Annotated in this window: 9 protein-coding genes; 4 read left to right on the top strand and 5 right to left on the bottom strand. The window is 34.8% G+C overall.

The annotated features are described in order from the left end of the window. Positions 1–18 precede the first annotated feature (18 nt). From FN795_RS20685 to FN795_RS20670, 4 genes are read left to right on the top strand one after another with little or no spacing between them, the layout of a single operon-like run. On the top strand, positions 19–1317 hold the full coding sequence (locus FN795_RS20685; RefSeq protein ID WP_142452384.1) for a glycosyl hydrolase family 8: 1299 nt from the start codon (positions 19–21) through the stop codon (positions 1315–1317). Between the two features lie 23 nt (positions 1318–1340). Further along, positions 1341–3866 (top strand): glycoside hydrolase family 9 protein, encoded by a 2526-nt coding sequence (locus tag FN795_RS20680; protein ID WP_142452383.1) that lies wholly within the window; start codon positions 1341–1343, stop codon positions 3864–3866. Between the two features lie 19 nt (positions 3867–3885). Continuing rightward, positions 3886–5052, top strand: a complete 1167-nt coding sequence (locus tag FN795_RS20675) for an alpha/beta hydrolase-fold protein (protein ID WP_142452382.1) — start codon at positions 3886–3888, stop codon at positions 5050–5052. 36 nt (positions 5053–5088) lie between these two features. Continuing rightward, a complete protein-coding gene (locus FN795_RS20670) occupies positions 5089–7272 on the top strand; it encodes a TonB-dependent receptor family protein (RefSeq protein WP_142452381.1) in 2184 nt (727 codons plus the stop codon). A gap of 66 nt (positions 7273–7338) precedes the next feature. Here the strand turns inward: FN795_RS20670 and FN795_RS20665 are convergent, their stop codons facing one another. The 5 genes from FN795_RS20665 to FN795_RS20645 form a co-directional block, all read right to left on the bottom strand. After that, positions 7339–9792 (bottom strand): glycoside hydrolase family 9 protein, encoded by a 2454-nt coding sequence (locus FN795_RS20665; protein WP_142452380.1) that lies wholly within the window; start codon positions 9790–9792, stop codon positions 7339–7341. Between the two features lie 868 nt (positions 9793–10660). Continuing rightward, positions 10661–11386 (bottom strand): alpha/beta fold hydrolase, encoded by a 726-nt coding sequence (locus FN795_RS20660; protein ID WP_142452379.1) that lies wholly within the window; start codon positions 11384–11386, stop codon positions 10661–10663. A 225-nt stretch (positions 11387–11611) separates the two neighbouring features. Beyond that, positions 11612–12484, bottom strand: coding sequence for an RNA polymerase sigma factor (locus FN795_RS20655; RefSeq protein ID WP_142452378.1), 873 nt, complete (start codon positions 12482–12484; stop codon positions 11612–11614). Between the two features lie 57 nt (positions 12485–12541). Further along, complete coding sequence (locus FN795_RS20650) at positions 12542–13291, bottom strand: SDR family oxidoreductase (protein ID WP_142452377.1); 750 nt, start codon at positions 13289–13291, stop codon at positions 12542–12544. An 809-nt stretch (positions 13292–14100) separates the two neighbouring features. Further along, positions 14101–14655, bottom strand: coding sequence for a fasciclin domain-containing protein (locus FN795_RS20645; RefSeq protein WP_095955070.1), 555 nt, complete (start codon positions 14653–14655; stop codon positions 14101–14103). Positions 14656–14679: the final 24 nt, after the last annotated feature.

Raw genomic sequence — 14679 nt, 5'->3', positions numbered from 1 at the left:
TAAAGAAAAAAAACAAAAATGATAATAGATAAAAATTTCGCAAGCGAATCCCTTGTCAGACTTCACTATTTGGTGCTGATTTTGGGATTGATTTTTCCAGTTTTAGTTATTAGTCAGAATAAAAAGAAAGAAGAAAAATCAGAATTTAAAGCTCCTCAATATCGTAATCTTTTTAAAGAAGCGGGTTATAGCCAAAATGAGATTGATAAAAAATTGGCCAAAGCCTATTACGATGTTTTTGAAGGATCAAACAAAGTTTATTTTGAAGAAGGTGATTCTTTAGGATATGTATCGGATATTAAAAATAAGGATGCGCGTACAGAAGGAATGTCATACGGAATGATGGTTGCGGTTCAGCTTAATAAAAAAGAAGTATTTGACCGTCTTTGGAGATGGTCTGTAAAGTACATGCAACATCAGGATGGCCCAAGAGAAGGTTATTTTGCATGGAGTGTAAATCCGGAAACCAAAAAGCAAAATTCGGCTGGATCTGCTTCAGATGGCGAGTTATATTTTGTAACAAGCTTGCTTTTTGCTTCAAATAGATGGGGCAATACTACAGGAATAGATTATTACAAAGAAGGCAGAAGAATATTGGATAATATGTGGAAAAAAGATGGTACTGGCAACATTTACAATATTATCAATACTGAACATAAGCAAATATCATTCGTGCCTGAAGGTGGTGGTTACAATTGGACAGATCCTTCATATCATGTTCCAGCATTTTTCGAAATATGGGCATTGTATGCAAAAGATGGACATGAACAGTTTTACAAAGAATGTGCTGATGTTTCGCGACAATTTCTGCATAAAGCAACGCATCCGATAACAGGATTAAACTCAGATTATACCGAGTTTACTGGCGAACCTCATCCTACACCATGGATGCCACCGGGATTTCGATATGATTCCTGGCGAGTTCCTATGAACATTGCAATGGATTATGCTTGGTACGGAAAAGATAAAAAATGGCAGGAAGAATACGCTTCTAAATTTCAAAATTTCCTCAGATCAAAAGGATTGGACACTTTTGAAGATCAATTCAATCTGGATGGTTCTAAACCTGATTTTATTTTGCAAGCTGGTTCTGTTAAAAAACTAAGACATTCGATTGGATTGGTAGCAACTTCGGCAACTGCATCATTAGTTAATAAAGATAAAAAAAGTATAGATTTTGTTCATGCTGTCTGGAATGCAAAACTTGAACCTTATGAAGACTGCTACTTTGATCCTTATTATGATGGATTGATGTACCTCTTTAGTTTAATGCATCTTAGTGGGAATTATCAAATCATAAATCCGGCAGTTAAATAAATTTTAAACTTAAAAATAAAATTATGAAACAGTATGCAATTGTTATTTTATTGTTTAGTCTTTCTAATATCTCATTTTCTCAAAATTTAGTATTAAATGAAAAAGAATATTTTGAAACAGTGGGACTGAATGTCTGGGTTTTTAATAACGAATACAACGGAATGTTCTTCGATGAGAAAACAGCTGGTATAGAATTCATTCATCATGGCGTGAGAACTGTTACTGGTGGCGCTATCAGACTTCAAAACACACCAGAACAATGGGATTTAATTCCAAAGATGACGAGTCGAAAAGTAGACAAAGTAAACAATACCATCGAAGTTACATTGCGATATGAAGAGTTTGATTTTGATTCCAAAATTATAGTGACTTCAAAAGGAAAAGGTTTTGTAATTACAGTTATATTGGATAAACCTGTTCCAAAGAAATTAGAAGGAAGAGCAGGATTTAACATAGAATTTTTGCCTTCTTCTTACGCTGAAAGTAATTATTTGGCGGATGGAAAAGCGGCAACATTTCCCAGATATCCTGCAGGAAATACTCAAATGCAACCTTTATCTCAAAAAATACCGCAGTTTGCAGGACATACCACTTTTGATGATCGCGGAAGAAATGAATTTATAGTAACACATCCATTGGCATCTGGCAAGGATTTTTTATTTGCTCCAGAAAATCCTGAGCGAACTGTAAAAATTCAATCTGAAGATCAGGAAATTTTGCTTTTTGACGGAAGAAACCTTGGGCAGAATGGATGGTTTATTGCGCGAAGTATGCTTCCTTCAAATAAAACAGGAAAAGTGTTGACTTGGTATGTAGAACCTAATGCAATTCCCAACTGGAAAAGAGAACCTGTAATTGGATTCTCTCAGGTGGGTTATATGCCAAACCAAACCAAAGTGGCTGTTATTGAATTGGATAAAAATGATAAAGCATTAAGCAGCGCATCGATATTTAAGCTTGGCGAAGATGGAAAATTTACTGAAAAACTAAAAGGCGATGTAAAAGTTTGGGGAAATTATCTAAGATATAATTATGCTCAATTTGATTTTAGTTCCATAAAGGAAAAGGGACTTTATTACATTCAATATGGAAATCATAAAACCAACACTTTTCAGATTGAAGATGATGTTTATTCACAAGTATGGCATCCTACAATGGATGTTTGGTTTCCTGTTCAAATGGACCATATGGAAGTCAATGAGGCTTACAGAGTTTGGCACGGAAAACCATTTTTAGATGATTGTCTTCAGGCACCTTTGAATCACGAACATTTTGATGGTTACAAACAAGGTCCGACCACAGAAACTAAATATAAACCTTTAGAACGTATTCCAGGAATGTCTGTTGGAGGTTGGTTTGATGCGGGTGATTTTGATATACAAACTTTTTCGCATGTCAGCGTAATCAACAGTTTTGTAGAATCTTGGGAACAGTTCAAAGTAAATCGAGATGAAACTTATATTGACCAAAAAACGCAGTTTGTAGACATTCACCGTCCCGATGGCCAACCAGATTTATTACAGCAAATTGAGCATGGCGTTTTGAATCTTGTGGCACAAGTTGAGAATATTGGTCATCCCGTTAGAGGAATTGTGGTACCTAATCTGCACCAGTATCATCATTTGGGTGACGCTTCTACCGAGACAGATAATCTTCCGTATAATCCTTCTCTCAAACCATATGAATCCAATGGCGTTTCAAGTGGCACGATGGATGATAGATGGGCATTTACAAATCGCTCTTCATTTCTTGATTACAGAACCGCAGGCGCTTTAGCATCAGCAAGCAGAGCTTTAAAAGACTACAATGACGAGCTTTCTGCTAAATGTTTGTCTCTTGCTATAAAGCTGTACAACGAAGCAACAGAAATAGAAAAAAAGGCAAAACCGGATAATAGTCCAATGTCAAGATGGGGCAAGGGAAGTGATATGATTGCGATATTACAGCTTTATTTAAGCACAAAAGACCAAAATTACAAAAAAGGTTTTCTGGATAGAATTTGGAAATTACTGGATGAAAATTTAGAATTCAATATTAATTCAGCTCTCTTGGCTGTGCCTTCTATGGATGATAGCTACAAAGTAAAATTACGAAGCTATGTTATTAAGTATAAAGAAAAAACAAATAAAGAGAATACTGATAATCCTTATGGAGTTCCTTTGGTTAAGAGAGGCTGGGGCGGCACTTCGCAAGTAATTAATTGGGCAAGCACCAATTATTACATTCATAAAATATATCCGGATATCATGGATAAGGAATATGTTTATCAGGGGTTGAACTATATTTTTGGATGTCATCCTTATTCCAATTTATCTTTTGTGAATGCGGTAGGAAACAGATCTAAAAAAGTAGCTTATGGAAACAACCGTGCCGATTTTACAACCATTGCTGGTGGAGTAGTACCAGGACTTATCTTTTTAAAGCCGGATTATTTAGAAAATAAAGATGACTGGCCATTTTTTTGGGGAGAAAATGAGTGTATTATAGATGGTGGAGCTTGGTTTGTATTTCTCGCTAATGCGGTAAATGATTTGGCTAGAGAGAAATAATAACCTTAAAAAAGCAAAGATGAAACGATATTTAGATATAGTCATTATAGTTTTAAGCTTGTGTTTTCAGTCAGGCTGGAGTCAGGAAACACAAATTGTTGAAGATTTCAAACCTTCAACAATGAATCAGTCAGAAAAACAATTTCCACAGGTAAATTCGCAAAGACGCGTACGTGCCAGTATTGCTGCTCCCAATGCAAATAAGGTGCAACTCGACATTGGTGGTGTAAAATATGATATGCGAAAAGATGCCAATGGAGTTTGGACAGGAGAATCTAATCTGCAAGATGAGGGATTTCATTATTATCAGTTAAACATTGATGGAGCTTCAGTGCCAGATCCTGGAAGTTTGTATTTCTACGGCGCAGGAAGATGGGGAAGCGGAATCGAAATTCCGTCGAGAGATCAGGAATTCTTCGAATTGAAAAATGTGCCTCACGGTCTTGTCATTGAAAATATTTATTTCTCAAAGCTGATCAATTCTTTTAGACGTTGTTTTATTTATACACCTGCGGGTTATTATGAAAATACAAAAGCACGTTATCCTGTTCTTTATTTACAACATGGAAGTTTTGAAGATGAGACAGGTTGGTCTTCTCAAGGCAAAGCAAATTTAATTTTAGATAATCTAATTGCTTCAAAAAAGGCAACACCGATGATTATTGTAATGGATAATGGGTATGCTTTTAAACCGCAAAGCAATGAAGCCAAAGAGAAAAAAGAACGTCCCGAATCTATTTTTGAAGAAGTTCTTATTACCGAAGTTATTCCGATGATTGATGCTAAGTTCCGTACTATCGCCAATCGTGAAAATAGAGCTATTGCAGGCCTTTCAATGGGCGCCAATCAAACAATGAGGATTATGATGAATAATCTGGAAACTTTCTCGTACTATGGAGGCTTTAGCGGTACAGCAAATTATCCGAGTACAGATCCTCTTGATGCTTCTACTTTTTTGGATGGAAAATATAAAGACGGCAGTGCATTAAATAAAAAAATAAAGCTTTTTTGGTTAGGTTTAGGTACGAAAGAACCGGCTCCTTTTCCTAAATCAGTAGGAGCATTTCGAACGATGCTGGAACAACAAGGAATTAAATATGATTATTACGAATCTCCTGAAACTGCGCATGAATGGTTGACATGGAGAAGATGTTTATATCAGTTTGCTTTTAAGCTGTTTAAATAAGTAATTCTAACCTCTAAAAACTAGCTAATCTACCATATGACCAAAACCATTCTAATTGCAGTATTCCTAATTAATTTTACTGCTGTTATTTCACAAACTAAAATAGATACGATAAAAACGCATAAACTTTCTCCGGTAACGGTGGAAGGAAATCGGATACCGCTGGACATTCATCGGCTTGAACCCGTACAAGGTACTTACATTTATTCTGGAAAAAAGAATGAAGTAATAGATATGGCGCAAAAAAATGGTGCTATTACAGAGAAATACGGCAGACAAATTTTTGCCAAAATACCGGGTATTTTTGTTTATGATATGGATGGAACAGGAAATCAAATAAATATTTCTACTCGTGGACTTGACGCACATCGCAGTTGGGAATTCAATGTCCGCAAAGACGGAATCATTACGAACTCTGATATGTATGGTTATCCTGCCAGTCATTATAATATTCCAATGGAAGCAGTAGAACGCATTGAATTAGTTCGAGGTACGGCTTCACTGCAATACGGCGCGCAATTTGGAGGTATGCTGAACTATATCAGCAAACAGCCTGATCCCAACAAAAAAGTTGTTTTTGAAACCGTCAATACGTTGGGATCTTATGGTCTGGTAAGCACTTACAACAGTCTTTCTGGCACATTAGGTAAGTTTCGATATTCTGCGTGGGTAAATGGTAAATGGATTACAGGTTATAGAGATAATAGTGACTCTAGTTTTGATGCTGAAGGAATTTCGCTTTATTATGATGTATCAAAAGATCTAACCTTCAAGTTAGAATGGACACATTCAAACTATATTACACATATTCCGGGGCCTTTGACAGACAGCATGTTTTATGAAGATCCAAAAATGTCAACCCGTTCCCGTAATTATTACCAACCCAATATTCACATTCCGTCCATAACAGCGGATTGGAATGTTGCTCCTTCGACAAAACTGCGACTTGCAACGTCGGCTGTTTTAGGAGCAAGAAACAGTGTAATGTTTGACAAGCCAGCCAATATTGCCGACACTATTGTTCCTGCTACACTTCAATACAACAATCGTCAGGTTGATATTGATCATTTTAATAGTTATACCACAGAATTGAGGATGCTTCAATCGTACAAATTATTTCAGCAAACAAATTCTCTTGCTGCAGGAATTCAGTATATGAACAACGACCTGCACCGTCAACAGCAAGGAAAAGGAACAACAGGAAGCGATTTTGATTTAACTCTTGTAACACCAGTCTGGGGAAGAGATCTGCATTTCAAAACAAAAAACATTGCATTTTTTGCAGAAAACCGATGGCTTTTAGCAAAACGATTTTCAGTTAATACAGGAGTTAGAATGGAAATTGGCGAAACGAATATGACAGGTACTACTATTTATTATTCGGAAAAGGATCTGTCAAATAAAATTGAACATCACTTTCCGTTGTTTGGCGTAAATGCGCAATATGATTTAACACCAAATATCAATATTTATGGAGGATGGTCGCAAGCATATAGGCCTGTTATTTTCAAAGACATTATTCCGCAGTCGGTTTATGAAGTAAGTGATAAAAATTTAAAAGATGCCTATGGTTATAATACAGAAATCGGTTTTAGAGGCAAATGGAAATTTCTGAATTGGGATGCAACAGGTTTTTATTTAAAGTACAACAATCGTTTGGGAACACTTGCACAAACCGATACAGCAAATAATCTGATTATTTTTAGAACCAACATTGGAGATTCCCGAACTACTGGATTGGAATTCTTTTTGCAGGGAGATTTTTCATTAGGCAAAAAGACGAGTTTGTCATTGTTTACCTCAACTTCATTTATGGATGCCCGTTACGAAGATGCTGTAGTTAGATCAGGCAATACCAATGTAAATATCGACGGCAATAAAGTAGAAAGTGTTCCATCTTGGATTTCAAGAAATGGCATTACATTTAAATATTCATCAGCTAGTTTCTCGGCACTTTACAGTTATACTTCTGAAAGTTATGCCGATGCACTTAATACTGTTACGTCTTCTGCAAGCGGAGCCGTTGGTTTGGTTCCTGCTTATCAGCTACTGGATTTAAATTTTGCTATACGATTGACAGAAATCATAAAATTGCAATTTAATCTGAGTAATGTTTTTGATGAGCATTATTTTACAAAACGCCCTCAGTTTTATCCAGGGCCAGGTGTTTGGCCATCAGACGGAAGAACATTTTCAGGAACCGTATCTATAAAAATATAATTGGAATAAATTTATGCAAAGTGATAGAATATAGAATGCTCTTCTATATTCTATCGCTTTTAAAATTTAATCTGCGAAATGTTTTTGAACAGCCAGTATCAAAAACATAAAATCTGTAGATCCGCCACCCATAACATATTCTGTTTGTTGCCAAAAGTAAGGCCATTTTTTAAGCTCGGGCAAGTTTGGTCTGATAAGCGCCGTTCCCGAAGTTACTCCGCCAGGAATATAAGACCAATCGGCACGATTCATGCCGTAAGCGACCAATACTGAATTAGATCCAATTCCCGATGCAAAGGAAGCTGTATTATTGCCCGGATGAACTCCAAGTATGAAATTCAAAGCGTTACTATACACTTCATAATTTGCAAACTCTGGCCATGATTTTGAAAAATAATATTGCTTTACGCCAAATTCCTGTAAAGTCCAGCCAGCTCCCCAAATATTAGGTGTATACGGAACTCCATATGGAGAATCTGCAAGGGAATTGTTTTTGGTTTTCAGACTAAATTTTTGCGCCTCAACATTCAATTTGTCCAGAAAGGATTTATCTTTAATAAGATGTTTTATTCGCCCAACTCTCCATCCTAAATTATCGAAATTTTTTAATACATCTCCTTGTAAATCTGTAATTTGATTGATGTAACTTGTTTCATTTGTTGACAGTGCTAATTCAACAAGAATAGCTATTTTATTTTCTGTTCTTTTTGATTTTGCCAAAGATGTTTTGTAAAGCGCTTTGGCCGTTTCCAAACATTCATTGGCCAATTTGGGATTTGTTTTCTTTAAAGCCCGGTAAGAAGCAGCAAGTCCAGCGGCAACATATAATTCCCGGTCAGGATTATCTTCGGTAAAAACCCATCGATCATCATCTTTGGCACTTGGATTAGCAGTCCATTTATTATCTGTAACTCCTCCAAAATCGCCAAGCAAAACATATTGTTTTAGATCGTTGGTAATTATTCCTCTATATAAACGTCCCATCGAACGGTATGCGCCCAAAATTGAGGCGAGTCCGTGTTCCATTTGCTGCAAAGCATCCGACTTGCCGTCGGGCTGATGAATTTCAACTATCTTTTTATCAATGTCAATACTAGTCGCATCATAAGATTCGATATTAAACTCTTCTAGCATAAGTGCCAGATTCCATACTGTACCTATTTGAGATTCGACTCTTAAATCGTCGTCTCCCGCATCATGCCATCCTCCTTGATTTAGATTCGGAACCACTTCATTCGATTTATATTTTGTAAGTGTCGATGGTCCCTGAATATATCCATCAAAATGATTCAGATTTACTGGCGCCATTTGGGCATCATCCAAATGACAGAAGTTATGCCAAATTCGGTACTTTTCATTGACTCTCATGTGGCACATTTGTACCGGTAAAAAGTATTCCAGAATAGGTTGCCAAACATCTCGATCATAAAGTCTTTTGCTTATCTGAAATGGAGAAGTTTCATTTCCTCTATAGCTCAATGTGTACATTCCTTCCTCATTTACCTCAGAAAAATCTATTTGATAATAATTATACCTTAAAAAGTCGCCCCATTTTTTCGGTTTTATAGTTTTGATGTTTTTCTTGCCAAGCTCATCATGTTTTATCAAAATTACTTCCGATGTTTCTGTATCATTTGGATCTGTTTCCAGAATAGCTACTTTAGATTGTTTCGGATAATAGCCGACTTGTGAAACCTGAACAACGGGCTTGTAAGTCCAATTCGGAATAACATTTGGAGAAACAACAATGTCTATAACCCTTTTTCCGGATCTGGCAGAAATAGGGGAACGGATAATAAACCATCCGTTATTATGATTGATTCTTCCATCCCATAAAGCAATATCTTCTATATTAGACTGGATCGTTACTCTCGATAAATCGCTTTCAGGTGCAATTGTGATTTTTTTTCCTTTACAGAGAGGAGTGCCAAGATTCTGTCCATCCATTTGTGATTGAAGAGGCCCATAAGGAGAATGAGTAAAAATGCCGAAATTTCCATCACATATATAAGATTTTCCAAATAAATCACCAGGAAACAATTCGATATTAAACCCAATTTTCCCTAACCATTTTATATCAGCTTCATTTTCCAAATCAACCGTAATTCGGAAATTATTTCCTTCTGTCGGTGTTACGTTTACTTTATATTTCAACTTCAAATCCGGATAATTTATCGGATTAAAACCAATATGATTTTTAGTTTCATCAGGATAGGATAAACTTTGAGAAATCGTGTTTGTGGAAGGATCTATTTTCTTCTCTACTTCTTTTGGAACAGGAGACCATTGACCAGGCGAAATCTCTAAACGTAAATCTCCATTTGCCATAACACGTTCACCATGTTGAATCATCGTGACACCTGTTTGATGGCCGTCAGGATAAATGTCATCAAACACGGTTACATCTAATCCGCGAGCAGTAAAATAACCTTTTGGATGAAGTTTTAAGTTTTGTGCCTCCATTTTTATTTGAAGCATTACCGTCAGTAATACAAAAACAATTAGAGTTTTGTTTTTCATTATTTTATAAATTATTGCGATTAATATTTATTAACTTATGCTTAATAAGAACATAAGCTTATAAATGTAGTTTTCTGCTAATAATCTGAATAATAAATTTGAAGCGTAATATAGAAGAATTGATGCGCTTTGGATTGCTTAATTCTATGCACGAGCAGTTTTAACGATCAAAGGTGATAAAAGTGTGAATTTATTGTAAGGAAGTATTGATCGGATAGTATTATAAATATCAGCTATGTGTTTTTCTATATTGAAGAGGAGCCATCCCAATTTGGTTTTTGAACTGAAATAAATCAATTTTTGGCTTTAATGTAAAAACAATCAATGAGGTAGTTGTCTAATATGTTCACGCAAAAACAAAATCAATCAAGAAGTAAAATTAAACGCAATATTTTCATAGAAATTTGAAAATATTGCGTTTATAGTTTGGATTGGAATCAAATCGAAATAATAACAGCAGGAAAATTTTAGTGAATGACCTAAAACTAGCCATAGTTCTATTTTACTATTTTTGTATCTCTTGTGTACCTTATAATTGGGTCATGTTAAAAACAGACTTAAATGTTATTGTCTGGGAGTGTATTTCACAATATGCATTTTCTGAATTCAAAGTCCATTTTTAAAAAATGGACTTTTTTTTGCCCTATTTTTAGTATTTTTCTAAATCTTTCATTGTAGGTCTTTAGTGATTTTATGTCCCCTCAAGTGACCCTACTACACAATTTACAAACCATTTTATGAAGAATTTAAAGAAACTAACTTATTTTCAGGTGAATTTGTAAGATAATTGTTTTGTATTTATTGTAGCGGTTAAAGTCAATTTCAAAAATGTCTTTCTCTTATGATAAATAATTTAATCTATAATAAATTATGAATCTAAAATTGCTAGTGCCAGTGCATCAGGGTTTTCGATATTCGGCACATGTCCGGTATCAAGTATGAGAGATTTACGGATTCCAATTTGTTCAATTAAATTTCTTTGTGCAGTAGATGAAATGATTTTATCGTTCTCACAGATAATGTATGTTTTGTCAATTTTGCCGAAAGTATTGGCAGTGGTTGCAACTACAGCAAAGAACGGCTGGGTAGCTTGACGTACTAAATTCGGTGTAGCTTCAATGATTTGTTCTGCGGAGGCTCTGTTGTACACAACATTTTTAAGCGTTTCCTCATTTACTGTAGCCCAGCTTTTGTCTTCTGAAAAAATTAAGTTTTGCAAAAGCTGACTTTTTGTATCTGCGCTAATTATGTCAAAAGCAGTTTTTCCTTCATAGGGAATCATAGCGGATATGAATACCAATTTTTCAATTCTGTCCGGTATTTCTTCGGCTACCTGCGAAACTACAAACCCTGCTAAACTGTGTCCCACCAAAACAACAGGCTCATTCAATTTAAGGATTTCATCTTTTACCTTTTGAACATAGGCAGCAAGCGAAATATCTTTAATTTCAGTCTTGTCTTTACCATGTCCCGGTAAGTCAAAAGTGATTACTTTTACATCTGATTCTTCTAATTTCTTTTTAGTCTTATCGAAAGACCATGCACCATGCCATGCCGCATGTACAAGTACGAATGTTTTTTTATTATTTTTCATTTATTTATTATTTTAAATTGTAGAATGCAAAATTTTGTTCCTAATACATTTTTGAGTATTGGACTACTTTGAAATTGACAAGGCTCAGTATTGTACTGTAGCCATAGCCATCAAATAGATTAATTTGAATTTGAATATAAGTTTTTTGTGAATAAAACATGATGGCGATCAGCCGCCGATGATGCAAAACTTGTATTGGTGACTGTTCTCTTCAATCATTCTGATTTATGTTTTTAAAATTAATTTGATGAAATCATTATTGAAGATTTCTCTAACTATTTTTTGTGAAGTAACTGGTTCTTGTAAAGGATGTTGCTGAAAAACATCCTTGTTCAGGTCTTCAATTGTATTTGTAATTGGCAATGCGTTATGTTCTGACACTTCGTAAATTTTTTTCTTATAACGAGTGTTGAATACCAAATTATTAGGGTCTACAAAACCTGCCTTAATGTATGCCTTTGTTTTTTTTGCACACCTGCAAGGGTTAGACTTGTTTACCAATCCACATCTTTCGTTCATCCAATTATATAAGTCCTGCCTTGCCCTCATTAAACGTATCCGAAAATTACCTGCAGAAATTCCTAAAATTTCAGAACCTAAATTGTGGTCAATACAAAACATTTCTCCAAGAATATAAATCATCCTCTGTTCTCTGTCAAGACAAAGCAGCATTCCTGCTGTACAATTAATTCTAATTTCTTCTATTGAGTCGGTGAGCTCATTTTGTTCATCCGTTGTTAAGGTATGATTAGGAATAGTATCAATTGAATCGAAGTATGTTTCAAAGTCTGTTGTTTGTAATTCAGCCTTACTTTTTTTAGTATTTAGAAAATGATTTATAGTAATTCTGTACAGCCAGGTTCTAAAGCTGCTTTTACCTTCGAATTTAGCCAAAGCCGTAATAGCTTTAATAAATACTTCTTGTGTTAAATCTTCAGCATCTTCAACGCCTTTTGTCATTTTTAAGGCAAGGTTATATATAAATAACTGGTGTCTAATAATAAGATTTTGTAATGCTTTTTTATCGCCACTGATAGCAAGTTTAACCAAGTCTGTATCTATTTGGTCAGTATAATTAAGTTGAAAAGGATTTTTCATGATTATAAGATAAAGCCAACTGCAAACCGTAAAGTTTACAGTTGACTGATTTATAGATTAAACTTGATTTATACCACCATCTACAGCTATTTCGTGTCCAGTAATATATGATGAGTCATTTGAGGCTAGAAATAGCACTGCTTTCGCAACTTCTTCAGGCTGTCCAAATCTTTTTAGTGCCGTTTGATTGGTTATTGCTTCGGCAGCACCTTGTAAAACATCGTCCGATAATCCAATTTTGCCCCAAAAGGGTGTTCCTATCGGTCCAGGGCTCACCGCATTCACTCTAATTCCTTGTGAAGCAAGTTCGGCGTTGGCAACGCGTACAACTGAACGAAGTGCGGCCTTGCTGGCACTCAATAAACTACTTCCGCCAAAGCCAATTTCATTTAACCAAGAAGTAGTAATAATGATAGAAGCATTTGGATTTAAATGTGCAATAGCCTTTTGTAAAGAAAAATATGCTCCTTTCAGGTTTACATTAATCATTTCATCAAAAAAGGTTTCTGATGTTTCAGCAATTGGAGCCAATTTTCCTTGTCCTACGTTTACAAAGACAATATCTATTCCGCCAAATTTTGATTTTGTGTCGGTGTATAATTTTTCTAAATCGGAAATATTAGTTACATCGCCCTGAATTCCATAGCACATAGAGCCCAACTCTTTTGTTATTTCGTCAAGTGACTGCTTATTTCTTCCAAAGATAACAACCTTTGCACCATTTGCGATAAATTCTTTGGCTGTCGCTAAACCAATTCCACTGCTACCTCCTGTTATTACGGCAACTTTGTTTTTTAATTTGTCCATTATTTTAAAATTTAACAGTAACAGTATTGTTACTATTATTTGGACAAGTAAAAAATAGTCGTGTTACAAAAGTCAATGAATTATTTTGAAGAACAATATTTTGGTGGTTTTATGTGCGATAAATTCATAATAATAAATACATATTTTACTAACTGAAATATTTGAACTCATTTCAATTTGATTTTTTAAGTAAGTTCTATAAAGTTAGTCAGTTAAAACTAAAAGAATAGTTAATTAAATAATATTTAATTATATCGTTTTAAAGATCGGAGAATTTAAACAAAAAATTAATTCGGCTTACTTCATTTTTATTGAAACAGTAGAATTTTGGGAGTGGAATTCGCAATATGCTTTTCTACACTCAAAGTCCATTTTTTTAAGATGGACTTTTTTTGCCCTATTTTTAGTCTTTTTCTAAGTCTTTTTCTTGTAAGTATTTACTGTTTTTATGTCCCGTCAAGTGACCCCTAAAGGACAGATTACAAACCATTTTATGGAGGATTTAAAGAGATTGGCGTACTGGAAGTAGAGGCTGTCTTTCTATGTCTTCAGTATTTTGGTTTGGATGTACCGTTGGGGATTGAAGCAGAAATATATTTAGTTTTATATGTTATTTTACCCTAAATAAAAAGAAACAGCCTTAATTTTTTGTAAAAAAAAAGATATCAATTCCTTACATTTAAAGTTTTGAGCTGACAATAAAATGGTAATCAAAATCTCTTATACAATTGACTATTACTATTGTCGCATAGTAATTATATAAAAAGCCCTGAAATTTCAGGGCTTAATTGTAATTTATTTTCAGCAGACTACATTTTTGGAAGCAGTACTGTATCCACTACATGAATGACACCATTAGATTGATTTACATCTGAAATTGTAACTTTAGCTTTATTGCCACTTTCGTCACTAATGTACAAATCTTTTCCATCCATCCAGGCAGTTAGAGTTCCGCCGCTAACTGTTTTTAAAGAAGCTTTTCCTTTACCAGCTTTTATTGCTTTTGCAATATCAGAACTATTCATTTTACCGGCCACTACATGATATGTCAATATAGTTTGTAATGATTTAATATTCTCAGGTTTCAATAATGTTTCAACAGTTCCAGCCGGCAATTTACTAAATGCTTCATTTGTTGGTGCAAAAACAGTAAATGGCCCTTTACCTTGTAAAGTTTCAACTAATCCTGCTGCTTTTACTGCTGCTACCAAGGTGGTATGATCCTTTGAGTTTACCGCATTTTCTATAATATTTTTATTAGGATACATAGCTGCTCCACCAACCATTACTGTTTTTTGTGCAAATGATGTCAATCCAAATCCTAATGCCAGGATTGCTGCTGCTAAAAATTTTCTAGTTTTCATAATTACTTTTTTTAAGTTATAAAG

This window comes from Flavobacterium resistens, assembly GCF_900182645.1.
Taxonomy (GTDB): Bacteria; Bacteroidota; Bacteroidia; order Flavobacteriales; family Flavobacteriaceae; genus Flavobacterium; species Flavobacterium resistens.
The sequence above is the reverse complement of the archived record's forward strand: the minus strand, read 5'-3'. Positions and strand labels throughout refer to the sequence as shown.

Coding starts and splice junctions, on each gene's coding strand:
- FN795_RS20655 (WP_142452378.1), bottom strand. CDS start 12,484: ATGAAAAATCCTTTTCAACTTAATTATACTGACCAAATAGATACAGAC.
- FN795_RS20685 (WP_142452384.1), top strand. CDS start 19: ATGATAATAGATAAAAATTTCGCAAGCGAATCCCTTGTCAGACTTCAC.
- FN795_RS20645 (WP_095955070.1), bottom strand. CDS start 14,655: ATGAAAACTAGAAAATTTTTAGCAGCAGCAATCCTGGCATTAGGATTT.
- FN795_RS20665 (WP_142452380.1), bottom strand. CDS start 9,792: ATGAAAAACAAAACTCTAATTGTTTTTGTATTACTGACGGTAATGCTT.
- FN795_RS20675 (WP_142452382.1), top strand. CDS start 3,886: ATGAAACGATATTTAGATATAGTCATTATAGTTTTAAGCTTGTGTTTT.
- FN795_RS20660 (WP_142452379.1), bottom strand. CDS start 11,386: ATGAAAAATAATAAAAAAACATTCGTACTTGTACATGCGGCATGGCAT.
- FN795_RS20680 (WP_142452383.1), top strand. CDS start 1,341: ATGAAACAGTATGCAATTGTTATTTTATTGTTTAGTCTTTCTAATATC.
- FN795_RS20670 (WP_142452381.1), top strand. CDS start 5,089: ATGACCAAAACCATTCTAATTGCAGTATTCCTAATTAATTTTACTGCT.
- FN795_RS20650 (WP_142452377.1), bottom strand. CDS start 13,291: ATGGACAAATTAAAAAACAAAGTTGCCGTAATAACAGGAGGTAGCAGT.